General features: G+C 58.0%; 15 protein-coding genes, 3 pseudogenes and 1 riboswitch. Of the genes and pseudogenes, 9 read left to right on the top strand and 9 right to left on the bottom strand.

Annotated elements, in window-relative coordinates:
- Nucleotides 1-88: 88 nt before the first annotated feature.
- On the bottom strand, nucleotides 89-3,799 hold the full coding sequence (gene metH / locus ACP7BO_RS11085) for a methionine synthase (RefSeq protein ID WP_397456651.1): 3,711 nt from the start codon (nucleotides 3,797-3,799) through the stop codon (nucleotides 89-91).
- A 153-nt stretch (nucleotides 3,800-3,952) separates the two neighbouring features.
- On the opposite strand from metH, the gene ACP7BO_RS11080 reads away from it, so the two are divergent.
- Nucleotides 3,953-6,250, top strand: a complete 2,298-nt coding sequence (locus ACP7BO_RS11080) for a fatty acid cis/trans isomerase (protein WP_397456652.1) — start codon at nucleotides 3,953-3,955, stop codon at nucleotides 6,248-6,250.
- A gap of 111 nt (nucleotides 6,251-6,361) precedes the next feature.
- The gene (gene nfuA / locus ACP7BO_RS11075; RefSeq protein WP_060692252.1) at nucleotides 6,362-6,946 is read left to right on the top strand and encodes a Fe-S biogenesis protein NfuA; all 585 of its coding nucleotides are present in this window, start codon (nucleotides 6,362-6,364) and stop codon (nucleotides 6,944-6,946) included.
- A 137-nt stretch (nucleotides 6,947-7,083) separates the two neighbouring features.
- On the opposite strand, the gene cobM is transcribed toward nfuA, so the two are convergent.
- From cobM to ACP7BO_RS11050, 5 genes are all read right to left on the bottom strand, one after another.
- Complete coding sequence (cobM, locus tag ACP7BO_RS11070; protein ID WP_397456653.1) at nucleotides 7,084-7,830, bottom strand: precorrin-4 C(11)-methyltransferase; 747 nt, start codon at nucleotides 7,828-7,830, stop codon at nucleotides 7,084-7,086.
- A 76-nt stretch (nucleotides 7,831-7,906) separates the two neighbouring features.
- The gene (locus tag ACP7BO_RS11065; protein ID WP_426210304.1) at nucleotides 7,907-8,320 is read right to left on the bottom strand and encodes a cobalamin biosynthesis protein; all 414 of its coding nucleotides are present in this window, start codon (nucleotides 8,318-8,320) and stop codon (nucleotides 7,907-7,909) included.
- Complete coding sequence (locus tag ACP7BO_RS11060) at nucleotides 8,317-9,012, bottom strand: CbtA family protein (protein ID WP_426210302.1); 696 nt, start codon at nucleotides 9,010-9,012, stop codon at nucleotides 8,317-8,319. Before ACP7BO_RS11060 ends, ACP7BO_RS11065 begins: the two co-directional genes overlap by 4 nt.
- Before the next feature lie 11 nt (nucleotides 9,013-9,023).
- Nucleotides 9,024-9,212, bottom strand: a complete 189-nt coding sequence (locus tag ACP7BO_RS11055) for a CbtB domain-containing protein (RefSeq protein ID WP_397456656.1) — start codon at nucleotides 9,210-9,212, stop codon at nucleotides 9,024-9,026.
- 95 nt (nucleotides 9,213-9,307) lie between these two features.
- Nucleotides 9,308-9,521, bottom strand: a riboswitch (cobalamin riboswitch).
- Between the two features lie 68 nt (nucleotides 9,522-9,589).
- Nucleotides 9,590-9,952, bottom strand: coding sequence for a response regulator (locus ACP7BO_RS11050; protein WP_397456657.1), 363 nt, complete (start codon nucleotides 9,950-9,952; stop codon nucleotides 9,590-9,592).
- Between the two features lie 257 nt (nucleotides 9,953-10,209).
- On the opposite strand from ACP7BO_RS11050, the pseudogene ACP7BO_RS11045 reads away from it, so the two are divergent.
- The 7 genes and pseudogenes from ACP7BO_RS11045 to ACP7BO_RS11015 form a co-directional block, all read left to right on the top strand.
- A pseudogene (locus ACP7BO_RS11045) lies at nucleotides 10,210-12,379 on the top strand (CHASE3 domain-containing protein); the annotation flags it as partial.
- Between the two features lie 95 nt (nucleotides 12,380-12,474).
- A pseudogene (locus ACP7BO_RS11040) lies at nucleotides 12,475-13,707 on the top strand (response regulator); the annotation flags it as partial.
- Nucleotides 13,708-14,523, top strand: a complete 816-nt coding sequence (locus ACP7BO_RS11035) for a CheR family methyltransferase (RefSeq protein ID WP_060692268.1) — start codon at nucleotides 13,708-13,710, stop codon at nucleotides 14,521-14,523. It abuts the pseudogene before it with no gap.
- Nucleotides 14,520-15,125 carry a chemotaxis protein CheB gene (locus ACP7BO_RS11030; RefSeq protein ID WP_397456660.1) on the top strand — a complete coding sequence of 202 codons (606 nt, stop codon included), beginning with the start codon at nucleotides 14,520-14,522 and terminating at the stop codon, nucleotides 15,123-15,125. Before ACP7BO_RS11035 ends, ACP7BO_RS11030 begins: the two co-directional genes overlap by 4 nt.
- A complete protein-coding gene (locus ACP7BO_RS11025) occupies nucleotides 15,122-16,315 on the top strand; it encodes a hybrid sensor histidine kinase/response regulator (protein ID WP_397457231.1) in 1,194 nt (397 codons plus the stop codon). Before ACP7BO_RS11030 ends, ACP7BO_RS11025 begins: the two co-directional genes overlap by 4 nt.
- Nucleotides 16,316-16,381: 66 nt before the next feature.
- A complete protein-coding gene (locus ACP7BO_RS11020; RefSeq protein WP_060692274.1) occupies nucleotides 16,382-16,759 on the top strand; it encodes a response regulator in 378 nt (125 codons plus the stop codon).
- An 83-nt stretch (nucleotides 16,760-16,842) separates the two neighbouring features.
- A pseudogene (locus ACP7BO_RS11015) lies at nucleotides 16,843-16,931 on the top strand (response regulator); the annotation flags it as partial.
- 148 nt (nucleotides 16,932-17,079) lie between these two features.
- Here the strand turns inward: ACP7BO_RS11015 and ACP7BO_RS11010 are convergent.
- The 3 genes from ACP7BO_RS11010 to ACP7BO_RS11000 form a co-directional block, all read right to left on the bottom strand.
- Nucleotides 17,080-18,135 carry a tetratricopeptide repeat protein gene (locus ACP7BO_RS11010; RefSeq protein ID WP_426210299.1) on the bottom strand — a complete coding sequence of 352 codons (1,056 nt, stop codon included), beginning with the start codon at nucleotides 18,133-18,135 and terminating at the stop codon, nucleotides 17,080-17,082.
- 240 nt (nucleotides 18,136-18,375) lie between these two features.
- On the bottom strand, nucleotides 18,376-19,785 hold the full coding sequence (locus tag ACP7BO_RS11005; RefSeq protein ID WP_426210297.1) for an efflux transporter outer membrane subunit: 1,410 nt from the start codon (nucleotides 19,783-19,785) through the stop codon (nucleotides 18,376-18,378).
- Entirely contained in the window at nucleotides 19,782-22,961 is a 3,180-nt protein-coding gene (locus ACP7BO_RS11000) for an efflux RND transporter permease subunit (RefSeq protein ID WP_060692281.1), read from the bottom strand. The genes ACP7BO_RS11005 and ACP7BO_RS11000 overlap by 4 nt, the downstream gene beginning before the upstream one ends.
- Between the last annotated feature and the right edge of the window lie 8 nt (nucleotides 22,962-22,969).

Here is a 22,969-nt window from a genome sequence, read left to right as displayed (position 1 = left end):
GGGATGCATACCACTTAACCGTAGGAGCGAGCTTGCTCGCGAGCTTTAACGGCTCGCGAGCAAGCTCGCTCCTACAGAGGCAGGGGTTTTAGTTGTCGTAACCCAGATTCGGCGCCAGCCAGCGCTCCGTCACGCTCAGGTCCTGACCTTTACGGGCCGTGTAACTTTCAATCTGATCCTTGTCGACCTTGCCCACGGCAAAGTATTGCGCTTGCGGGTGAGCAAAGTACCACCCGCTGACCGCAGCAGCCGGGAACATGGCGTAGTGTTCGGTCAGGAAAACACCGCTCTGGCCTGCGCGCATCTCTTGTGCTTCAGGGTCCAGCAGGGCGAACAGGGTGCCTTTTTCCGTGTGGTCCGGGCAGGCCGGGTAACCCGGGGCAGGGCGGATGCCGCTGTATTGCTCTTTGATCAGTTCGTCATTGGCCAGTTGCTCATCCTTGGCATACCCCCAGTATTTGGTCCGCACCTGTTGGTGCAACCATTCGGCGCAGGCTTCGGCCAGACGGTCTGCCAGCGCCTTGACCATGATCGAGTTGTAATCGTCGCCCGCATCCTGATACGCCTTGGCCACTTCTTCGGCACCAATACCGGCGGTGGTAATAAACCCCCCTACGTAGTCGGTGACGCCGCTGTCTTTGGGCGCGACAAAGTCGGCCAGCGAGAAGTTCGGCTTGCCGTCGGTCTTGATGATTTGCTGGCGCAGGTGGTGCAGTTTTGCCAATGGCTGGCCATCGTCGCCGTACAGTTCCAGATCATCATCGTTGACCTGGTTGGCCGGCCAGAAGCCAAACACCGCACGGGCACTGATCAGCTTCTCGTCGATCAGTTTGGCGAGCATTTCCTGAGCATCGGCATACAGCGCGGTGGCAGCTTCGCCGACCACTTCGTCGGTCAGGATGCGCGGGAACTTGCCTGCCAGGTCCCAGGAGATGAAGAACGGCGTCCAGTCGATGTACTCGGCCAGCACTTTGAGGTCGATATTGTCCAGCACCTTGGCCCCGGTAAACGTCGGTTTGACCGGCTCGTAGGTGCTCCAGTCGAACTGTGGCTTTTTGGCAATGGCTGCGGGGTAGCTCAAACGCTCGGTACGGGCACTGCGGTTAGCGGTGCGTTCGCGCACTTCAATGTATTCAAGGCGGGTTTTCTCGACGAAACCGGGCTTCAGTTCCTTGGACAGCAACTGGGTGGCTACACCTACGGCGCGCGAGGCATCGGTGACGTAGATCACGGCATCATTCTGATACTTGGGCTCGATCTTGACCGCTGTGTGAGCCTTGGACGTGGTTGCGCCACCGATCATTAGCGGCAGATGGAAATCCTGACGCTGCATCTCGCGGGCCACGTGGACCATTTCATCCAGCGACGGGGTAATCAGGCCGGACAGGCCGATAATGTCGCACTTCTGTTCCTTGGCCACCTGCAGGATTTTCTCTGCCGGCACCATCACGCCCAGGTCAACAATGTCGTAGCCGTTACAGCCCAGTACCACGCCGACAATGTTCTTGCCGATGTCGTGCACGTCGCCTTTAACGGTAGCCATCAGGATCTTGCCCTTGGCCTCTGGCTTGTCGCCCTTTTCCAGTTCGATAAACGGGATCAGGTGCGCCACTGCCTGTTTCATCACGCGGGCGGATTTCACCACCTGGGGCAGGAACATTTTGCCCGCACCAAACAGATCGCCCACGATGTTCATGCCCGACATCAGCGGCCCTTCGATGACTTCGATAGGGCGTTTGAACGACTGGCGCGACTCTTCGGTGTCTTCGACGATATGGGTGGTGATGCCCTTGACCAGCGCGTGCTCAAGGCGCTTGTTGACTTCCCAGCCACGCCACTCTTCGGTCTCGGCCTCTTTGACGCTGCCGTCACCTTTGTACTTGTCGGCGATTGCCAGCAGGTTATCGGTGCCGTCCGGGGTGCGGTTGAGCACCACGTCTTCCACGGCGTCGCGCAATTCAGCCGGGATCTGGTCGTAAATCTCCAACTGGCCGGCGTTGACGATGCCCATGGTCAGGCCATTGCGGATCGCGTGCAGCAAAAACACCGAGTGGATGGCTTCACGTACCGGGTTGTTGCCACGGAACGAGAAGGACACGTTGGACACGCCGCCCGAAGTCAGAGCATACGGCAGCTCGTCGCGGATGTAGGCGCAGGCGTTGATGAAGTCCACGGCGTAGTTGTTGTGTTCTTCAATACCGGTGGCCACGGCAAAGATGTTCGGGTCGAAAATGATGTCTTGCGGCGGGAAGCCGACTTCATTGACCAGGATGTCGTAGGAGCGTTTGCAGATTTCCTTTTTGCGCGCTTCAGTATCGGCCTGGCCGGCTTCGTCAAACGCCATCACCACCACGGCAGCGCCATAGCGCTTGCACAGTTTGGCGTGATGAATGAACTGCTCAACGCCTTCCTTCATGCTGATCGAGTTAACGATGCCCTTGCCCTGAATGCACTTGAGGCCCGCTTCGATGACTTCCCACTTGGAGGAGTCGATCATGATCGGCACGCGGGAGATATCCGGTTCGCCGGCAATCAGGTTGAGGAAGGTGACCATCGCCTTCTTCGAGTCCAGCATGCCCTCGTCCATGTTGATGTCGATGATCTGCGCACCGGCTTCAACCTGTTGCAGCGCCACTTCCAGGGCTTCGGTGTAATTGTCTTCACGGATCAGCCGGGCGAAGCGGGCCGAACCGGTGATGTTGGTACGCTCGCCAACGTTTACGAACAGTGAGCTGCGATCGATGGTGAACGGCTCAAGACCGGACAGGCGGCAGGCTTTCGGGATATCCGGGATCTGGCGCGGGGCATAGCCGGCCACCGCCTTGGCGATGGCTTCGATATGGCCCGGGGTGGTGCCGCAGCAGCCTCCCACAATGTTGAGAAAGCCGCTTTGGGCGAACTCTTCAATGACCTTGGCAGTTTCAGCCGGCAGTTCGTCGTATTCACCGAACTCGTTGGGCAGGCCCGCGTTGGGGTGAGCCGAAACATAGGTATCGGCCTTGTTCGACAACTCTTCGAGATACGGGCGCAATTCACGGGCACCCAGGGCGCAGTTCAAACCGACCGAAATCGGCTTGGCATGGCTGATGGAGTTCCAGAATGCTTCGGTGGTCTGACCCGACAGCGTACGCCCGGAAGCATCGGTGATTGTCCCGGAGATCATGATCGGCAGTTCGACACCCAACGCCTCAAACACGCCCTGAACGGCAAAGATCGCGGCTTTGGCGTTGAGGGTGTCGAAAATGGTCTCGATCAGAATCAGGTCGGCGCCGCCTTCGATCAGGCCTTTGGTGGCTTCGGTGTAGTTTTCTACCAGCTCATCGAAGGTCACGTTGCGATAGCCGGGGTTGTTCACATCCGGCGACAGCGAGCAGGTTCGGCTGGTCGGCCCGAGCACGCCAGCGACAAAACGCGGCTTGTCCGGGGTTTCGAGAGTTTTGGCGTCGGCCACCTTGCGGGCCAGGCGTGCGCCTTCTACGTTGAGTTCGTAGGCAAGTGCCTGCATGCCGTAGTCGGCCTGGGACACCTGAGTGGCGTTGAAGGTGTTGGTTTCGAGGATATCGGCCCCGGCATCCAGATACGCCTTCTCAATGGCCCCGATTACATCCGGGCGGCTGAGGATCAAAAGGTCGTTATTGCCTTTGACGTCACTCGGCCAGTCGGCGAAGCGTGTTCCACGATAGTCGTGTTCCTCTAGGCGGTAGCTTTGGATCATAGTGCCCATGCCGCCATCGAGAATCAGAATGCGCTCTTTGAGGGCTTGCTGAAGTGCTTGGAGACGAGCGCTGCGGTCAGACATAGGACTACCTGTTAGAGCCATGCAAAAGATGCGAAATCATAACAAACCTGCGTGGGATTTGAGCGTTCGCTAATTTACATGAATTTGATTCATGTTGAAGCGACAACTCCATGGGTAGAATTGCTCCATATTTTGATATCAGGACAATGGCACATGTTTTTTCGCCTACTCACCAGCGCCGTGACGCTGGTGGTGTGCAGTACAGCGTTGGGACAAACCCCGCTGGTCAGTCCGGCTATTTCCTACACCCAGGACATACAGCCGATCCTCACTGAGAAATGCGTTGCCTGTCACGCCTGCAACGACGCCGCCTGCCAGCTCAACCTAGGCAGCGCAGAAGGTGCCACCCGTGGTGCCAGCAAAGTCCCTGTGTATAAGGGCGATCGAAGCACCGCAGTAACGCCAACGCGAATTTTCTATGACGCCAGTGGCCCTTCAGAATGGCGCAACAAAGGCTTTTACTCGGTTCTTGATGCCCAGGGCGCGCAAGCGGCGTTGATGGCACGGATGCTGGAGCTGGGCCACAGCGCACCGCTGACACCCAATGCCAAATTGCCTGAAGAGATTGTGCTGGGCCTCAATCGCGAGAACGCCTGCCCGGCGCCGGGTGAATTCAATGTTTATGCGCAAAATCATCCCAAGGAAGGGATGCCATTAGCCGTGACCGGGCTTACCGATCAGCAATATATGACCGTGCAAACCTGGCTCGCCCAGGGCGCGCCGGTGGATCAGAACGCAATCAAGCCAAGCGCCGGTGAGGCAGCACAGGTCGCGCAGTGGGAAGAGTTGCTCAATCGCCCGGGCTCCACTGAAGCCCTTGTCGCGCGCTGGTTGTATGAGCATTTGTTTTTGGCCCATGCCTATTTCGACAACGGTGTGCCGGGTCATTACTTTCAATGGGTACGTTCGCGCACGCCCAGCGGCCAGCCGGTTGACCTGATTGCGACACGCCGTCCGAATGATGATCCGGGCACCGGTTTTTACTATCGGTTGATGCCGGTCCAGGGGGTGATCGTCCACAAGACCCACATCACTTATCCGATGGGCTCGCGCAAGCTGGAGCGGGTCAAACAACTGTTCTACAGCGGTGATTGGCATGCCACGTCATTGCCGGGCTACGGGCCGCGCGGGCGGGCCAACCCGTTTGAAACCTTCGAGGCGATTCCGGCGGTTGCGCGTTATCAGTTCATGCTCGATAACGCGGAATATTTCGTACGTACCTTTATCCGCGGCCCGGTATGCCGGGGGCAAATTGCGACAGATGTAATTCGCGATAACTTCTGGACCGTGTTCCAGGAGCCTGCCCGCGATCGCTATGTCACGGATGCAGTTTATCGCGGCAAGGCTACGCCGTTACTGGCCATGCCGGGGCAAATCGACGATGTGGGCAGTGTGATTTCGCTGTGGCACAACTATCGCGACAAGCGCAACGACTATGAGAAGTTGCGCCAGCAAGCTTACGCCGAGATGCCGCCGCCCAGCTGGTCGACCTTGTGGGCGGGTAACGACAACGCCTTACTAACCATCTTTCGGCACTTTGACAGCGCGAGCGTCAGTAAGGGCCTGATCGGTGACGTGCCGCAAACCATGTGGCTGTTCGACTACCCCTTGCTGGAGCGCACCTATTACCAGTTGGCAGTCAACTTTGATGTGTTCGGCAATGTGTCCCATCAGGCGCAGACGCGCTTGTACTTTGACCTCATCCGTAATGGCGCCGAGGTCAACTTCCTGCGTTTGATGCCGGCTGATTCCCGCTCGGCCATCTTGAGCGACTGGTATCAGAACAGCGGCAAACTGAAAATGTGGATGGACTATCAGAAGATCGATACCGACACGCCGACGGGCATGAAGCTGGATCCGGTCGATCCCAAGCGGGACTTTGCGCTCAAGTTGATAGAGCGCACAGGCACCCTGAATGCGCGGCCGGACCCGATCAACCGGTGCTCGGGGGCGTATTGCTCACGGCCCGATATTGCGCAGGAGTTCAAGTATGCCGAGCAATCCCTCAGCCACCTGACCTCGCGTCCCGCAGCGGGCCTGGCAGTGATCAATCAGTTGCCCGAAGCCAGCATGCTGCGGATCGAGGGTGCCAACGGCAAACGCGAGATGTACAGCATGCTGCGCAATCGCGCGCACACCAACGTTGCGTTCATGCTCGGTGAGGAATACCGGTTGCAGCCGGGGCTGGACACCTTGACCATCTACCCGGGGGTGCTCAGCAGTTATCCGAACTTTATGTTCAATATTCCGGCAAGCGAGGTGCCAGAGTTTGTTCAGGCGATGGAGCAATGCAAGGACCAAGAGACCTTCGACACCATTGTCGAGCGCTGGGGGATTCGCCGCAGCAACCCGCAGTTTTGGCATTACTTCCATGATATTGGCCAGTACATCAATGAGACCGACCCGGTCGAAGCAGGTGTGCTGGATATGAACCGTTACGAAAACCTGTAGCCGTACCGATTATTCAGAACTGGACGGGGGCGCTTTCCTGACAAAAATACTAGGACTTTGTCAGGCGCGCCGATTGGCGTAAACTGCCCCACATGTCTGCGAGGAGATTCCATGAGCGCCATAACGATTACCGACGCCGCCCACGATTACCTGGCTGATCTGCTATCCAAGCAGAACACCCCGGGAATCGGCATCCGCGTCTTCATCACCCAGCCCGGCACCCAGTATGCTGAAACCTGCATTGCCTACTGCAAGCCCAATGAAGTGAAACCCGAAGATACCGCCCTGGGCCTGAAAACCTTCACGGCCTGGATTGACTCGGTCAGCGAGCCTTTCCTTGACGATGCCGTGGTGGACTACGCCACTGACCGCATGGGGGGTCAACTGACCATCAAGGCGCCAAACGCCAAGGTGCCGACGGTTACCGCCGACAGCCCGATCAACGAGCGTATCAACTACTACCTGCAGACCGAGATCAATCCCGGCCTGGCCAGTCACGGCGGTCAGGTCAGCCTGATTGAAGTGGTTGAAGACGGTATTGCTGTCCTCAAGTTCGGCGGTGGTTGCCAGGGCTGTGGCCAGGCTGACGTTACCCTGCGTGAAGGCATCGAGCGCACACTGCTCGAGCGTGTGCCGGAGCTCAAGGGCGTACGTGACGTGACCGACCACTCGCAGAAAGAAAACGCCTACTACTGAGTTATCGGTAACAGGGCGTCCGCTGCGAAGCTGATGAAAAAACGGTGCCCCGTGAGCACCGTTTTTTTATGCCCGCGATCCGCGACCGCTGTGGTTCCCGTGGCCGCTGGCGAGGAACGAGGCTGCAATCGCTTCTATCATGGGCGATAGAGGTGAGCATGCCCGGCACGGTACAGCGATGAGTCGGAGAAGTTGTCATTGGACAGCACCCGGCCCACCAGAATCAGTGCCGTGCGCTTGAAACCCTTGGCCTGAACCTTGGCCAGAATGTCTTCCAGGGTCCCTTGTACCCAGTCCTGATCCGGCCAGCTGGCGCGATGAATGACCGCAATCGGGCAGTCGCTGCCGTAATGCGGGCTCAATTCATCGATGATTTTTTGCAGATTCTTGACCCCTAGATGAATCGCCATGGTCGCTTTGTGTTGCGCCAGGCTGGCCAGCTCTTCGCCCGCAGGCATTACGGTCTTGTCCGCATAGCGGGTCAGAATCACCGTTTGTGAAATGTCCGGCAGGGTCAGTTCCGCACCTAAAATGGCCGCGCAGGCTGCGGTAGCGGTGACACCCGGAATGATTTCAAAGGCGATGCCAAGCTCACGTAAACAACGGATTTGCTCGCCAATGGCGCCATACAGGCTCGGATCGCCGGAGTGCACGCGGGCCACATCCTGGCCTTTGGCGTCTGCCGTCTTGATCAGGCTGATGATTTGCTCAAGGTGCAGTTCTGCACTGTTGACCACCTGCACCGCCTGATGGCCGTCAAGCACGGCGGCCGGCACCAGCGAGCCGGCGTAAATAATCACCGGGCAACTGCGGATCAAACGCTGGCCCTTGACGGTAATCAGCTCTGGGTCGCCGGGCCCGGCGCCGATGAAATAAACAGTCATGGCAGTCTCTTGAAAGGGTCTGGATAGAGCTGTTCGTGAACAACGCTCATAGTGAAGCGGGAGAGTATCGCGGTTTTTATCCGGTGCAGGCCAATGCAAAGGTGGCCGCAGAGGAGTTCTTGCGGGTGATCAGCAGTCTGGCCGTAGCGCCACTCAGCTGTTCGGCAAGTGCCAGTGCGGCACTTTCGGCGATGCCAAAACAGCCGGTTGCCTCAAACGCCCGGGCCGATTGCTGGCTCAGTTGCGACGCAAACGGGGCCAGTTGCCGGGCGCTGAACACCTCAAACTGAAGATTCAACTGCGTCGCCAACTGGATTAACCCCGTTTCATCGCGCTTGAGATCAATGCTGGCCAAAGCATGAATCGATTGCAGTGCGATCCCCGCCTGGCTCAGGGATCGTTCAATCAGGGCCAACAGCTCATCGACGCTGCAGCCCTGACGGCAGCCCAGGCCAATGACCAGAATTGGCGCTGTGCCGCCAGCAATCATGCCGAGTACTGGCCTTCAGACTTGCGGCGGAACAGCCAGGCGCTGATCACACCCAGTGCCAGCCAGAAGGCGAAGTTGGTCAGTTGCGAAGCGATCTTGAACTGCGATTCCAGTTCTTGCGGTGCCAGGCTGGAATGCACAAGCGGCTGCGGCGCACCAAAAATATGCGGCACCAGCACAATCGCAACGCCCAGCACTTTAAGCGCCCAGTGCTTGCCGAACACCAGCAGCGCGATGGCCACTGCAGTGGATGCCGCAGTGGTGACCCACCAGAGTTGACGCTGCAGTAAATCGGCAGCGGCGGTACCCGGCAATTCAGGCGGCAGGCCAAGGGTAGGCGCCAGGCAAAACACGGCATAACCGGCCAGCCCCCACAGCAGGCCCTGGGAGGTGCGGGTAGGGGCGCGCAAGGTATACAAGCCCGCCAGCATCAGGGCAAAACCGACCGCTACCACCAGATTGCCACCCGTTGTCGACAGGACGCGCTGCCACCCGTCTTCAGGCTCCCAGGCTTCTGCGTCGTGGGTGTGACCAGCCATGCTGGCGTGTTCGTGCACTTCACTGGCAGCGGGTTTCTCGTAGGTTTCCGCCTGCAGGATCAGCGGTGCGACCCAAAAGCTTTGCAGCAGAGTGAGCAGCAAAGCGCCAAGCAAGCCGGTGAAGCCTGCGGTTTGAGCAATACGCTTAATCATGGCAGGCAATCTCAATGGCACGGGAAGGCTGAGCTGTGGCGGGTGTCATGGGCAGCATTGTGCACCGCTGCAATATGCGAGAAACCGGCGAAGTAAACCAGCAAGGCACCCAGCACGGCAGCACCGACAGCGGCTACGATTCGTTGGCTTTGGGTGGAACTGGTAGCAGCGGAGTGAGTACGGCTGGTGCTGATGGACATGGCGCTTCCCTCTGGTCAGACAGCGGGCGTGCAAGCGCAAGAAAACCCCGCGAACGAAGATCGCAGGGTTTAACAGCGCCCGCCCACCGCGGGTTTGTTTTTGAAATGACCAGGCCGGTCTCCGGGCTTGCGAGGGGCTCACGTGCTGTGGGCCTGCAAACATCTCCTTCCCATGCAGATGCACAGTGGTTGTGATGTTTCTCTCGCTTACCGTTGCGGGGGCAGCACCGGACTGGTCGGACAATAAATGCCTGACGCACCGGTTTCCCGTTTCACCCTGTGAAGGGCACCTGATACAAGATGTGTAGGAGAGCACAGCTGCGCGGGAGCCGTCAAATCAGCTGCCCGTGCAATGGGTAGCGGCTACAGATTTAACTTCAGACGGCGAGGATGCTTTTAACCTTGTCGCGCAGTTGGTCGATGGAAAATGGTTTGCCGATCACAAGCATGCCGGCAGGCACATCGATGTTCTCGGCATAGCCGCTGGCAAACAGCACGGGTAACTGTGGTCGCAACTCCCGGGCTTTATTGGCAAGGGTCTTGCCATTCATCCCCGGCAGGCCCACATCGGTCATCAGCAAATCTATCGTGTTGCCCCGGTTTTCGAGCAGCGCCAGGGCGCTATCGCCATCCTCGGCTTCGAGCACGTTGAACTTCAACTCTTCCAGTACGTCAACGATCAACATACGAACAATGGCGTCGTCTTCGACTACCAGAATGGTAGAGGGTGTTGCAGACATAATGGTTATCCCGAATGAAAATTGAGCGCGGGTGGGGGCAAACCTGAATTTGCTTGCTCTATCAGTAAGCTGGAACCCCAACCAAGTTCCGCAGTTGTACAAAAAAAATGGCTGTACAAGTTTTGTTAGGATAGCCGTTGCAAGCAGCTAAATCCTTTTTCACTGTAGGAATTGGCTATTACTTCATAAGAAAATAGAATTTTTACTCGAGAATCCGTCAGACTCTCGATTTTGACCACCGTACACGGGACTGAAATATGAATGCACCAGCATCGGTAGATGAGCAGAGCTTTCGCAAGCTCCTGAGCCGCAACGTCGGATTGCCCTTGGGTGTAGGTGTGCTCAGCGCCGTACTGTTTGTGGCAATGATCAGCTACCTGCTGTCGGTCATTCAGTGGGTTGAGCACACCGACCGGGTGATTAACAACGCCAACGAGGCTGTAAAGCTCTCCGTGGATCTTGAAACCGGCATGCGGGGTTTCCTGATCACTGGTGATGAGCATTTTCTTGACCCGTATGAAGTGGCAAAGCCACAAATCATGGCCCAGTTACAGGGGCTGGAACAGTTGGTCAGCGACAATCCGCAGCAAATTGATCGGCTCAAACGACTTGAAGCCCTGCAATCGGACTGGAGTGCCTATGCCCAGTCGATGATCGATATGCGCCGCCAGAGCGGTGACTACAAAGGGGCGGTGCAATCCGGACGTGGCAAGCGCCTGACCGATGAAATCCGCAGAGAGTTCGATGAATTCATTGCCATGGAGCAGCAACTGCGGGTTGCCCGCAATGAAAGTGTGAGTAGAACCACGATCGTCAGCATCGGTCTTTATCTGGTTTTTGTACTCGGGTTGAGTGGTTTTCTGGCTTACCGAGGTCGTCGTGACTTACTAGATCTTTCAAAGAGTTACGGTGACAACCTCGAGTTGAAAATGCAGACTGCGCAGCGCCTGGAGCAACAGGCCTGGTTGCGCAACGGCCAGACCGAGCTGGCGGAACAGGTATTGGGTCGCCTGACGCTCAATATGCTGGGGCGCAATATTCTGCAATTTTGCGCCCAGTATCTGGGTACTGTGGTTGCCGCCGTGTATGTGCGCGAAGACCACGGCGGCCTCAAGCGGGTGGCCAGTTACGGGTTTTCCCGCGAGGAAGAGGCCCGGCATCAACTGATCCACAATGAAGAAGGCCTTGTCGGGCAGGCCGCTCAGCAAGACAAGCTGATACGCCTGGATGATGTGCCTGAGGACTATTTCCTTAAAGTCAGCTCCGGCCTGGGGCAAGGCACTCCGCGCAGCGTGCTGGTGGTGCCGACCAGCGACGATGATCGGGTCAATGGCGTGATTGAACTTGGCTTCCTGCGCCCGCTCACTGAACGTGACGTCGAACTGTTTGAGTTGATTGCCGACAATATCGGCATGTCGATTGAAGCCGCCCGTTATCGTCAGCGCCTGCAAGAAGTGCTGGCCGAGACCCAGCAACTCAATGAAGAGCTGCAAGTGCAGCAGGAAGAGTTGAAAACCGCGAACGAAGAACTCGAAGAGCAATCGCGGATTCTCAAGGAATCCCAGACCCATCTTGAAACTCAGCAGGCGGAGCTTGAGCAAACCAACGAGCAGTTGGCGGACCAGGCGCTGGCGCTGGCCGGTCAGCGTGACGCGATGGACCTCAAGAATACCGAACTCAATCACGCCCAGGTGCAACTTGAAGAACGGGCCCTGGAGCTTCAGCGCTCCAGCAAGTACAAGTCCGAATTCCTGGCCAACATGTCCCACGAACTAAGAACTCCACTCAACAGCTCGTTGATTCTGGCCAAGTTGCTGTCGGAAAACCCGCAAGAGAATCTCACCGCCGAGCAGGTCAAGTTCGCCGAGTCGATCTACTCGGCGGGCAATGACTTGCTCAACCTGATCAATGACATTCTGGACATCTCCAAAGTTGAAGCCGGCAAGCTGGAGGTGCGTCCCGAAAACACCAGCGTCATCCGTGTGGTCGAAGGTCTGCGGGGAATGTTCGAACCGTTGGCGGGGGACAAGTCCCTTCAGTTCCAGGTTGATGTAGAGCCAGGTACACCGGCCATGATCTACACCGACAGCCAGCGTCTGGAGCAAGTCCTCAAGAACCTGTTGTCCAATGCGATCAAGTTCACTGCTAAGGGCCAGGTCAGCCTGAGCGTCTCCCGTGCGCCGGGGCAAGGGATAGCGTTCCGGGTCCAGGACTCCGGAATCGGCATCGCCCCCGAGGAGCAGGAAAGCATTTTCGAAGCGTTCCGCCAGGCCGACGGCACCACCAACCGGCGTTATGGCGGTACCGGGCTGGGCTTGTCGATCTCCCGTGATCTGGCGACCTTGCTCGGCGGCTCCATCACCGTCAGCAGCACGCCGGGGCAGGGCAGCGTATTCACCCTGGTCTTGCCTGAACAATTTGTGGAGCACGCCGAACCTGAGGTTCCAGTGCCTGTCAGCGCCGCAACCAGAGTAGTCCCGGTCGTAGTACAACCGCATGCACCGCCTGCAATCGTGACCCCTCTGGACATACCGCGGTTCATGGATGACCGGGAAAAGGGCCCTTTTACCACCCGTTGTATCCTGGTGATTGAAGATGAGCCCAACTTTGCGGGCATCCTCTTCGATCTGGCGCATGAACTGGGTTATCACTGCCTGGTGGCCCATGGCGCTGATGAAGGCTTCAGCCTGGCGACACAGTTTATTCCCGATGCGATTTTGCTCGACATGCGCTTGCCGGACCATTCCGGGCTGACAGTGTTGCAGCGTCTGAAGGCGTTGGCGCCGACCCGGCATATCCCGGTGCACGTCATTTCCGTCGAAGACCGGGTCGAGGCGGCGATGCACATGGGCGCCGTGGGCTATGCGGTCAAGCCGACCTCCCGCGAGGAGCTCAAGAATGTATTCGCACGCCTGGAAGGCAAGCTCACGCAGAAGGTCAAACGGGTGTTGCTGGTCGAGGATGATGATCTGCAGCGCGACAGCATTGCCCGCCTGATCGGCGACGATGATATAGAAATTACCGCCGTTGGCTTGGCCCAGGAGGCGCTGGACCTGCTGCGCAACCACATCTATGACTGCATGATCATCGACCTCAAGCTGCCTGACATGTTGGGCAACGAATTGCTCAAGCGCATGTCCACCGAGGATATCTGCTCGTTCCCGCCGGTCATCGTCTACACCGGGCGCAACCTGACCCGCGATGAAGAGGCAGAGCTGCGCAAGTATTCGCGCTCGATCATCATCAAGGGCGCGCGTTCACCCGAACGCCTTCTGGATGAAGTGACATTATTTCTGCACAAAGTTGAATCCCGGTTGTCCCATGAGCGCCAGGCAATGCTCAAAACCGCCCGTAGCCGGGACAAGGTGTTCGAAGGGCGCAAGATCTTGCTGGTGGACGATGACGTACGAAACATCTTCGCCCTTACCAGTGCGCTTGAGCATAAAGGAGCTATCGTGGTCATTGGCCGTAACGGCCGGGAAGCCATCGAACGCCTGAACGAGGTGGAAGATATCGACCTGGTGTTGATGGACGTAATGATGCCGGAGATGGATGGCTATGAAGCCACTGTCGAAATTCGCAAAGACCCGCGCTGGCGCAAGCTGCCGATCATTGCGGTCACGGCCAAGGCAATGAAGGACGATCAGGAACGGTGCCTGCAGGCAGGCTCCAATGATTACCTGGCTAAACCGATTGATCTGGATCGACTCTTTTCGTTGATCCGTGTCTGGCTACCGAAAATGGAACGACTTTAAGTGCAGCGAAACACCGACATCGAGTTACGCCTTCTGATCGAAGCGATCTATCTCAAATACAGCTATGACTTTCGCGATTACTCCGGCGCGTCCATCAAGCGCCGGGTGCAGCATGCGCTGCGCCAGTTCGACTGCAATACCATTTCGGCCTTGCAGGAGCGGGTTCTGCATGACCCGACGATGTTCATGCAATTGCTGCAGTTCTTGACCATTCCCGTCAGCGAGATGTTTCGCGACCCGGAACACTTCCTGGCCATTCGCCAGGAAGTGGTGCCGATCCTCAAGACCTATCCCTCGCTGAAAATCTGGATTGCGGGTTGCAGCACCGGAGAAGAGGTTTACTCAATGGCCATCTTGCTGCGTGAAGAGGGCCTGCTGGACCGGACCATCATTTACGCGACCGATATCAATCCGCGATCGCTGGAAAAGGCCAAGCAAGGGATATTTTCTCTTGAAAATATTCGTGCCTATACCCAGAACTATCAGCAATCCGGGGGCCAGCGATCGTTTGCCGATTACTACACCGCGGCCTATGACTACGCGATTTTCGACAAGACGCTGCGTGAGAACGTGACCTTTGCCGATCACAGCCTGGCGACCGATAGCGTGTTCTCAGAAACTCATTTAATTTCGTGTCGCAACGTATTGATTTACTTCAATAAAAATCTTCAAAATAGGGCGTTTGGATTGTTTCATGAGTCATTGTGCCACCGAGGTTTCCTGATGTTGGGCAGCAAGGAAACCCTGGATTTTTCTGACTACAGCAAGCAATTCACACCCGTGCTCAAACATGAACGGATCTACCGAAAGCTATGAGTGTCTTAACCGAAGAGACTTCGCGCTTGAGACCTGTGGATGCCGTGGTAGTAGGGGCATCTGCCGGCGGAGTTGAAGCCTTGCTGACTATCTTCAAGGACCTGCCCGCCGATTTCGGCCTGCCGATCATTGTGGTCCTGCATATACCCGATGAGCGCCGCAGCCAGCTGGCAGAGGTGTTCGACCGGCGCTTGTCGATAGCGGTCAAGGAAGCGGGCGACAAGGAACCGATCATCCCCGGCACCTTGTACTTCGCAGCCCCCGGCTATCATTTGTCGGTGGAGGACGATTACAGCTTTTCCTTCAGTCAGGAGGCCCGGGTGCATTATTCGCGGCCCTCGATTGACTATCTGTTTGAATCAGCGGCCGATGCGTATCAACAGCGCCTGGCCGCCATATTACTGACTGGCGCCAATCAGGACGGTGCTCAGGGCCTGGAAACGATCAAGCTGCGTGGCGGTTTGACCATTGTTCAGGACCCTGAAGAAGCGTTGGTTGCAACCATGCCGCAAGCGGCACTGGATCGCATCCAGCCGGACTACATCCTCCCTTTGTGCGGCATCGGCCGTCTGCTTTGCGAGCTGGAACGAATCGAATGCTGATAAGTGATATTCAAACCAAGTTGCTGATCGTCGATGATCTGCCGGAAAACTTGCTGGCGCTGGAAGCGTTGATCAAACGCGAGGATCGCACTGTCTACAAAGCGTTGTCTGCGGACGAAGCATTGTCATTGTTGCTGCAGCATGAATTCGCCATGGCCATTCTTGATGTGCAAATGCCCGGCATGAACGGTTTTGAACTGGCCGAGTTGATGCGCGGTACCGAAAAAACCAAAAGTATCCCGATCGTGTTTGTCAGCGCCGCCGGGCGCGAGATGAACTACGCCTTCAAGGGCTATGAAAGTGGGGCCGTGGACTTCTTGCACAAGCCGCTGGATATCCATGCGGTGAAGAGCAAGGTCAACGTGTTTGTTGACCTTTATCGCCAGCGCAAGGAGGTCAGGCAACAGGTCGAGGCCCTCGAGCACAGCCGGCGCGAACAGGAAGTGCTGCTGGCGCAACTGCAAGTCACCCAGGTCGAGCTTGAGCATGCAGTACGCATGCGGGACGACTTCATGTCGATTGTCTCCCATGAGGTGCGCACGCCGCTCAACGGCCTGATCCTGGAAACCCAGCTGCGCAAGATGCACCTGGCCCGCGATAACGCGGCTGCCTTCACGCTGGACAAGATGAAGGCCATGGTCGAGCGCGATGAGCGTCAGATCCAGAGCCTTATCCGGCTCATAGAAGACATGCTTGATGTGTCGCGTATACGCACCGGCAAGCTGTCGATCCGGCCTTCAAGGTTTGACTTGTCGGTTGCTGTAGGCAATTTGCTGGAGAGCTTTGCGGCCCAGGTCAGCGCAGCGCAATCGAGCGTCAACTACCGGGCAGGGCAACCGGTGATCGGGCAATGGGACGAGTTCAGAATTGAACAAGTGGTGTCCAACTTACTGACCAATGCCTTGCGTTATGGGGCAAAAAAGCCGATTGATGTGTCTGTGTATGTGCAGGGTGATCAGGCAGTGATAGAAGTCACTGACCAGGGCATAGGCATCAGTGAAGAAAACCAGCAACGAATTTTTCAACAGTTTGAGCGTGTTGCTGGCAGCCATGTGGTCACCGGGCTGGGCTTGGGGCTGTTCATCTCGGAGCAGATCGTTGCTGCCCACAACGGGCAAATAACGGTTCGCAGTACATTGGGCGAAGGCGCCATGTTCAGGGTATGTCTGCCGCTTGAACAAAAGACTTGAATTTGTCGCAACCTATGGCCCGTCCGGAGGTCGTAATTGCAGCTATTGTCCGGATTAAGGTTTCCCATGAGTGAAGATGCGCAAGATGTTGTTCTGATTGTCGAAGACGATCCCTCGATCCTGATGGTTCTGAGCGCCTATCTATCCGGTGAAGGATATAGAGTGCTGCAGGCAGAAAACGGCGAGCAGGCATTCGAAATTTTGGCGAGCAAACCGCATCTGGACCTGATGGTTACCGACTTTCGCCTGCCTGGCGGGATTTCGGGGGTGCAAATTGCCGAACCGGCACTCAAGTTGCGTCCCGACCTGAAGGTTATCTTCATCAGTGGTTATCCGGCAGAAATCCGCGAAACCGGAAGCCCTATCACCCTGACGGCGCCGATCCTGGCCAAACCGTTCGACCTCGACACCCTTCAAGAACAAATCCAGAAACTGCTGGCCTGACAAGCCCACCCCGACAGTAGGAGCGAGCTTGCCTCGCGAGCTTTTAACCGCTCGCGAGCAAGCTCGCTCCTACAGGTACATCATCCGGTGAAGGATATAGAGTGCTGCAGGCAGAGAATGGCGAGCAGGCATTCTAATGGACCTGATGGTTACCGACTTTCGCCTGCCCGGCAGAAATCCGCGAAACCGCAAGCCCTTTCACCCTGACGAAACTGCTGGCCTGACAAGCCCCACCCCCGACTGTAGGAGCGAGCTTGCTCGCGAGCTTTTAACCGCTCGCGAGCAAGCTCGCTCCTACAGGTAAAGACGGGAAGGGGGGTTCAAAGCCCTTGCTGCAGTGCCGGATCATCCGGGTTCAACTGCTCCATCTGCGCCAGCAGCACCTGCACATTCTGGATCTGCCCCGACTCTTTCCAGTAGCGAATCAACAGCACGCGCGCCTTGCGATTGGCGGGCTGGCGCTGTAACAGCTCTTCGAGCTGACGTTGTGCGGCTTCCAGTTGATCGAGATCGTGCAGGGCTATCGCCAGTCTGTAGCGGTACTCACTGTTGTCAGGCTCAAGTTCCACGGCTTTGGCCAGGCCGAGCAGGGCGTATTCCGTCTGCCCGTGGTTAAGCAGCCAAATGCCAAGCGCATGCTGCAGATATGCAGACTCGGGATGGGCTTCGAGCTGTCTGGCCAGCAGTTGACGTGCGGTGTCGGTCTGGCCGCGTTTATCCAGCAACTCTATCTGAGCCACCACGGCCTTGAGATTCTGCGGGTCCAGTGCCGTGACTTTTTCCAGTGCAGCCCGGGCCTCATCCAGTTGACCTTCATGCAGATAAAGCCGGGCGAGCTGGCCCTGGGCCTGCGGATCGTCGGGACGGGTTTTGAGTTCGCGTTCGAATTCGTCGATCACCTGCTGCAACGGCCCGAAGTAAAGGCCCTGCTCATCAGGAGACAGGCCCAGCAGTGCATTGGCGGCGGCAAAACGTACGCTTTGCTCCGCATCATCGAGCAACGGGCCAAGCAATAGTGTGCGCTGAGCACCCGGCACCAGGCCGACAATGCTCTGGATGGCCGCCTGGCGTACCTGCGGTGAAGGGTGCTGCAAGTCAGCGTCTGCCAGTTTCAGCGCCTGGGGGCTGGGATAGTTGGGCAATTCTGCATGCAGGCTCACGCGCCGGGTATCGGACAGGTCAGTGCGGGCCAACTGCTGATAAAGCACTCGGGCGGCTCCGGGTTGACCGTTATGTGCCTGAGCAAGGGCAGCCGAATAACTGCTGCTTGCAGCGGGGATTTTTGCGCTGGGTGCGGGGCGCATCCAATACCAAAGACCGGCTGCGATAAGCGCTGACAGAAGACTGATAGCGAGGTAACGGCGAGGCTGGGTCATGCAATATCCAGAAACAGGCGTGCGGATGAGGGACAAGATTGGGACAGTAGCCGGTTGGAGTCAAACCCTGATCCGGCAAAGCCGTACGGGCCCTACGCGCCAGATCGCAGCCTTTGGCCGCGACTACAGGGTTGCGAACAGTAAAAACCAGAAGCAAAAAAAGCCCCGTGACCGAATGACCACGGGGCTAAAAATGGCTGGATGCGACCAACCAAAGGAGCTCTTGAACCTGCTGTTAAATCAATGGGCGCTGGCGACGGTCTCTGCCTGCCAGCCGCCGCCCAGGGCTTTGTAAATAGCCACTACGCCGCGATACAGCTCAACCTCGGCCTGCGCCTGGCTGTCTTCGGCCGCCAGACGCTCGCGCTGGGCATCGAGCAACACCAGAAAATCCACCGTCCCTTCGCGGTAGCGAATCGCCGCCAGGTCCGCTGCCGTGCGGCTGGACTCGCTTTGACGAATCAGCGAAACCAGGCGCTGCTGACGTTTGCCGTAGTCGCTGAAGGCATTCTCTGACTCCTCCAGCGCCAGCAGCACTTGCTGCTCGTAACTGGCCAGTGCGCCATCGGCCTCGGCGTCCGCACCGCGTAAACGTGCCCGCACGCTGCCCAGATCAAACGCCGGCCAGGTGATGCGCGGGCCCAGTGCCCAGGCATTGGCCGCGGCCGAGCCGATCTGCGATCCACGCCCGGCAGTAAAACCGAGGAAGCCGCTGAGGCTGACCCGAGGGAACAAATCTGCCTTGGCCACGCCGATCCGGGCAGTGGCGGCCGCCAGCTTGCGCTCGGCACTCATGATGTCCGGTCGACGCTGCAACAGGTCGCCGGGGTTGCCGATATTCAGCGCCTTGGCAATGGCCGGGAGCTGTTTAGGGCTCAAGTCCACGCTCAATTGCTCGGGTCTCTGGCCCAGCAACGTGGCGATCCGATTGCGCTCGCGTACCTGTTCGGCCTGCAGTTGCGGCACGCTGGCCTCAACTGCGGCCAGACGCGCGTCAGCCCGCATGACATCCAGTTCGTCACCCACCCCGGCATCGCGCAGGCTTTCGGTGATGGCTTTGGAGTCTTGCTGGTTTTTCAGGTTGTCCAGGGCGATCCGCTCACGCAGTTGCGCGCCGCGCAGTTCACCATAGGCATCCACCAGCTCGGCAATCATGGTCACTTGCAGTTGGTACAAATCGGCCGCGGCGGCTTGCTCGTCGGCGTCGCTGGCTTCCAGCTCGCGCTGGATACGGCCAAACAGGTCGATCTCCCAGGCCATATCCAGCCCCAGGTCATAACGCTCACTGTTGACCCGCTTCTCGGTCTGGCCCGGTATCTGGCCTTTGCCCAGATCGCTGCTGGCACGGCTGGTAATGGTCGGCATGGCGTCGTTACTGACGTCATCACGAATGGCCCGGGCCGCGCGCAGGCGGGCAAAAGCCACGCGCAGCTCGCGGTTACCGTTGAGCGACTGAGTCACCAACTGGTTGAGAGTCGGGTCGTCGAATTGCTGCCACCAGATGCCTTCATAATGGGCCCGGTCAAAACCCTTGAGGTAGTCGGCACTGATCTGTGCCGGCGCCGTTACCGGTGTCTTGTAGTCCGGGCCAACGGCGCAGGCACTCAAGGCCAGCACCAACAGACTTGGCATAAAGACTTTCAGGCTCATTGTTGTGACTCCAGCTTGAGATGCCTGGCCGCCTTGCGCGCTTCACTGCGCTCCACATAGCGGCGGATCAATACATAAAACACCGGCGTCAGCAGCAGGCCGAAGAAGGTCACCCCCAGCATCCCGGAGAACACCGCGACACCCATGGCGTGGCGCATTTCAGCACCGGCACCGCTGGAGAACACCAGAGGCACTACACCCATGATGAACGCGAAGGAGGTCATCAGGATCGGCCGCAACCGCAGGCGGCAGGCTTCCAGCACCGCATCCAGCGGGCTCATGCCTTCTTCTTGCTTGTCCTTGGCAAACTCGACAATCAGAATCGCGTTCTTGCACGCCAGCCCCACCAGTACGATCAATCCGATCTGGGTGAAGATGTTGTTGTCACCCCCCGTAGCGATCACCCCGGTAATGGCCGACAACAGGGTCATGGGCACGATCAGGATCACCGCCAGCGGCAGGCTCCAGCTTTCGTACTGGGCCGCCAGGACCAGGAACGCCAGCAATACGCAGAGCGGGAACACCAGCAGCGCAGTATTGCCGGACAGAATCTGCTGGTAGGTCAGGTCGGTCCATTCATAGGTCATGCCGTTGGGCAGTTCTTCCTTGAGCAGTTTTTCGATGGCTTTTTCGGCCTGGCCAGAGCTGTAGCCGGGGGCCGCGGCACCGTTGATCTCAGCGGTGATAAAGCCGTTGTAGTGCATCACCCGGTCCGGGCCCGAGGTGTCGCTGACCTTGATAAAGGTGGCCAGCGGGATCATCTCGCCCTTGTTGTTACGCACTTTTAACTGGCCGATCTGATCCGGTTCCAGGCGGAACTGCTGCTCGGCCTGAACGTTGACCTGGTAAGTACGGCCGAAGCGGTTGAAGTCGTTGGCATACAGCGAACCCAGGTAGATCTGCAGGGTATCGAAGATGTCGCTGACGGCCACGCCGTGGGTCTTGGCTTTTTCCCGGTCGATGGCAGCATCGACCTGTGGCACGTTCACCGTGTAGCTGGTGAATAGCCCGGCCAGTTCCGGCACGTTGTGGCTTTTGTTGATGATGTTCATGGTTTCTTTGTACAGCTCGTCATAGCCCAGGTTGCCCCGGTCTTCGAGTTGCAGGCGGAAACCACCGATGGTCCCCAGGCCCTGTACCGGCGGCGGCGGGAAGATCGCCATATAGGCTTCTTCAATGCCGCTGAACTTGCCGTTCAGGGCGCCGGCAATGGCCCCGGCAGACATGCTCGGGTCTTTGCGTTCGTCGAACGGTTTAAGCGTCACGAACACGATGCCGGCGTTAGGGCTGTTGGTGAAGCCATTGATCGACAGCCCCGGGAACGCTACCGCACTTTCAACGCCGGGCTGTTTCAGGGCCAGGTCGGACATGCGTTTGATCACGTCTTCGGTACGGTCCAGGCTGGCCGCATCCGGCAATTGCGCGAAGGCTACCAGGTATTGCTTGTCCTGGCCGGGGACGAAACCGGTCGGGGTATTGGCGAAGCCGAAGAAGGTCAGCACCATCAACCCTGCGTACAGGATCAGGGCAATGCCACTGCTGCGGATCACCCGCGCCACGGTGCCGACATAGGTATGGCTGGCACGATCGAAGAAGCGGTTGAACGGGCGGAACAGCCAGCCGCCGAACAGCTTGTCGAGCACTTTGGAGAAGCGGTCTTTCGGGGCGTCGTGGCTCTTGAGCAATACCGCTGCAAGGGCTGGCGACAGGGTCAGCGAGTTGAAGGCCGAGATCACCGTCGAAATCGCGATGGTCAGGGCGAACTGCTTGTAGAACTGCCCGGTCAGCCCGGAGATGAACGCGGCCGGGATAAACACCGCACACAGCACCAGCGCCGTGGCAATGATGGGGCCGGTCACTTCACGCATGGCGCGCTTGGTCGCTTCGACCGGAGTCAGGCCCAGTCCGATATTTCGTTCGACGTTTTCCACCACCACAATCGCATCGTCGACCACGATCCCGATCGCCAGCACCAGCCCGAACAGCGACAGGGCGTTGAGCGAGAAGCCGAACATGTGCATCACGGCAAAGGTACCGATCAGCGATACCGGCACCGCCACCAGCGGAATGATCGAGGCACGCCAGGTCTGCAGAAACAGGATCACCACCAGCACCACGAGGATCAGTGCTTCAAACAGGGTGTGAACCACCGCCTCGATAGAGCCGCGAACAAAGATCGTCGGGTCATAAACGATGCTGAAGTCCATGCCCTGCGGGAAGCTCTTCTTCAGTTCGGCCATCTTGGCGCGAACTTCATTGGAGATATCGATGGCGTTCGAACCCGGGCGCTGGAAAATCGGGATCGCCACCGCAGGCTGGTTGTTCAGCAAGGAACGCAGCGCGTACTGGCTGGAACCCAGCTCAACCCGGGCAATGTCTTTGAGGCGAGTGATTTCACCGTCATCGCCTGCGCGAATAATGATGTTCTCGAACTCTTCTTCGGACACCAGGCGGCCCTGGGTATTAACCGAGAGCTGGAAGCTGGTGGCATTCGGGGCAGGGGGCGCGCCCAGGGCACCGGCAGCCACCTGACGGTTCTGCTCGCGGATCGCGTTCACCACATCGGTAGCCGTCAGATTGCGCGACGCGGTCTTGTTCGGATCGAGCCACACCCGCAACGAGTAATCGCCCATGCCGAACAACTGCACATCACCAACCCCGCCCAGGCGGGCCAGCTCATCCTTGATGTTGAGGATGGCGTAGTTGGACAGGTACAGCATGTCGTAGCGCTGGTCCGGCGAGGTCAAGTGCACAACCATGGTCAGGTCGGGCGACGCCTTGTCCACCGTGATCCCGATGCGCGTCACTTCTTCTGGAAGCTTGGGCTCGGTACGGGTCACACGGTTCTGCACCTGCACCTGAGCGTTGTCCAGGTCGGTGCCCAGGGCAAAGGTGATGGTAAGGGTGATCTTGCCGTCAGCGGTGGACTGAGAAGACATGTACAGCATGTTCTCGACACCGGTAATCGCCTGTTCCAGCGGCGCGGCGACGGTTTCGCCGATCACTTTGGGGTTGGCCCCCGGGAAGTTGGCCCGGACCACAACGGTCGGCGGCACCACTTCGGGGTATTCACTGATGGGCAACTGGAACAGCGAAATGCTGCCCGCAATCAGAATCAGCAAGGAGAGTACGGCGGCGAAAATCGGCCGCTGAATGAAGAACTGGGAAAAATTCATCGGAGTTA

Source organism: Pseudomonas sp. TWR2-1-1 (genome assembly GCF_049897045.1).
GTDB classification, from domain to species: domain Bacteria; phylum Pseudomonadota; class Gammaproteobacteria; order Pseudomonadales; family Pseudomonadaceae; genus Aquipseudomonas; species Aquipseudomonas versuta.
Note: the sequence above shows the minus strand (reverse complement) of the source record. Positions and strands in the feature narration are given on the sequence as shown.

Bases quoted from the DNA above. Each gene is read 5' to 3' on its own strand.
- metH (WP_397456651.1), bottom strand. From the start codon at position 3,799: ATGTCTGACCGCAGCGCTCGTCTCCAAGCACTTCAGCAAGCCCTCAAA.
- ACP7BO_RS11080 (WP_397456652.1), top strand. From the start codon at position 3,953: ATGTTTTTTCGCCTACTCACCAGCGCCGTGACGCTGGTGGTGTGCAGT.
- nfuA (WP_060692252.1), top strand. From the start codon at position 6,362: ATGAGCGCCATAACGATTACCGACGCCGCCCACGATTACCTGGCTGAT.
- cobM (WP_397456653.1), bottom strand. From the start codon at position 7,830: ATGACTGTTTATTTCATCGGCGCCGGGCCCGGCGACCCAGAGCTGATT.
- ACP7BO_RS11065 (WP_426210304.1), bottom strand. From the start codon at position 8,320: ATGATTGCTGGCGGCACAGCGCCAATTCTGGTCATTGGCCTGGGCTGC.
- ACP7BO_RS11060 (WP_426210302.1), bottom strand. From the start codon at position 9,012: ATGATTAAGCGTATTGCTCAAACCGCAGGCTTCACCGGCTTGCTTGGC.
- ACP7BO_RS11055 (WP_397456656.1), bottom strand. From the start codon at position 9,212: ATGTCCATCAGCACCAGCCGTACTCACTCCGCTGCTACCAGTTCCACC.
- ACP7BO_RS11050 (WP_397456657.1), bottom strand. From the start codon at position 9,952: ATGTCTGCAACACCCTCTACCATTCTGGTAGTCGAAGACGACGCCATT.
- ACP7BO_RS11030 (WP_397456660.1), top strand. From the start codon at position 14,520: ATGAGTGTCTTAACCGAAGAGACTTCGCGCTTGAGACCTGTGGATGCC.
- ACP7BO_RS11020 (WP_060692274.1), top strand. From the start codon at position 16,382: ATGAGTGAAGATGCGCAAGATGTTGTTCTGATTGTCGAAGACGATCCC.
- ACP7BO_RS11010 (WP_426210299.1), bottom strand. From the start codon at position 18,135: ATGACCCAGCCTCGCCGTTACCTCGCTATCAGTCTTCTGTCAGCGCTT.
- ACP7BO_RS11005 (WP_426210297.1), bottom strand. From the start codon at position 19,785: ATGAGCCTGAAAGTCTTTATGCCAAGTCTGTTGGTGCTGGCCTTGAGT.
- ACP7BO_RS11000 (WP_060692281.1), bottom strand. From the start codon at position 22,961: ATGAATTTTTCCCAGTTCTTCATTCAGCGGCCGATTTTCGCCGCCGTA.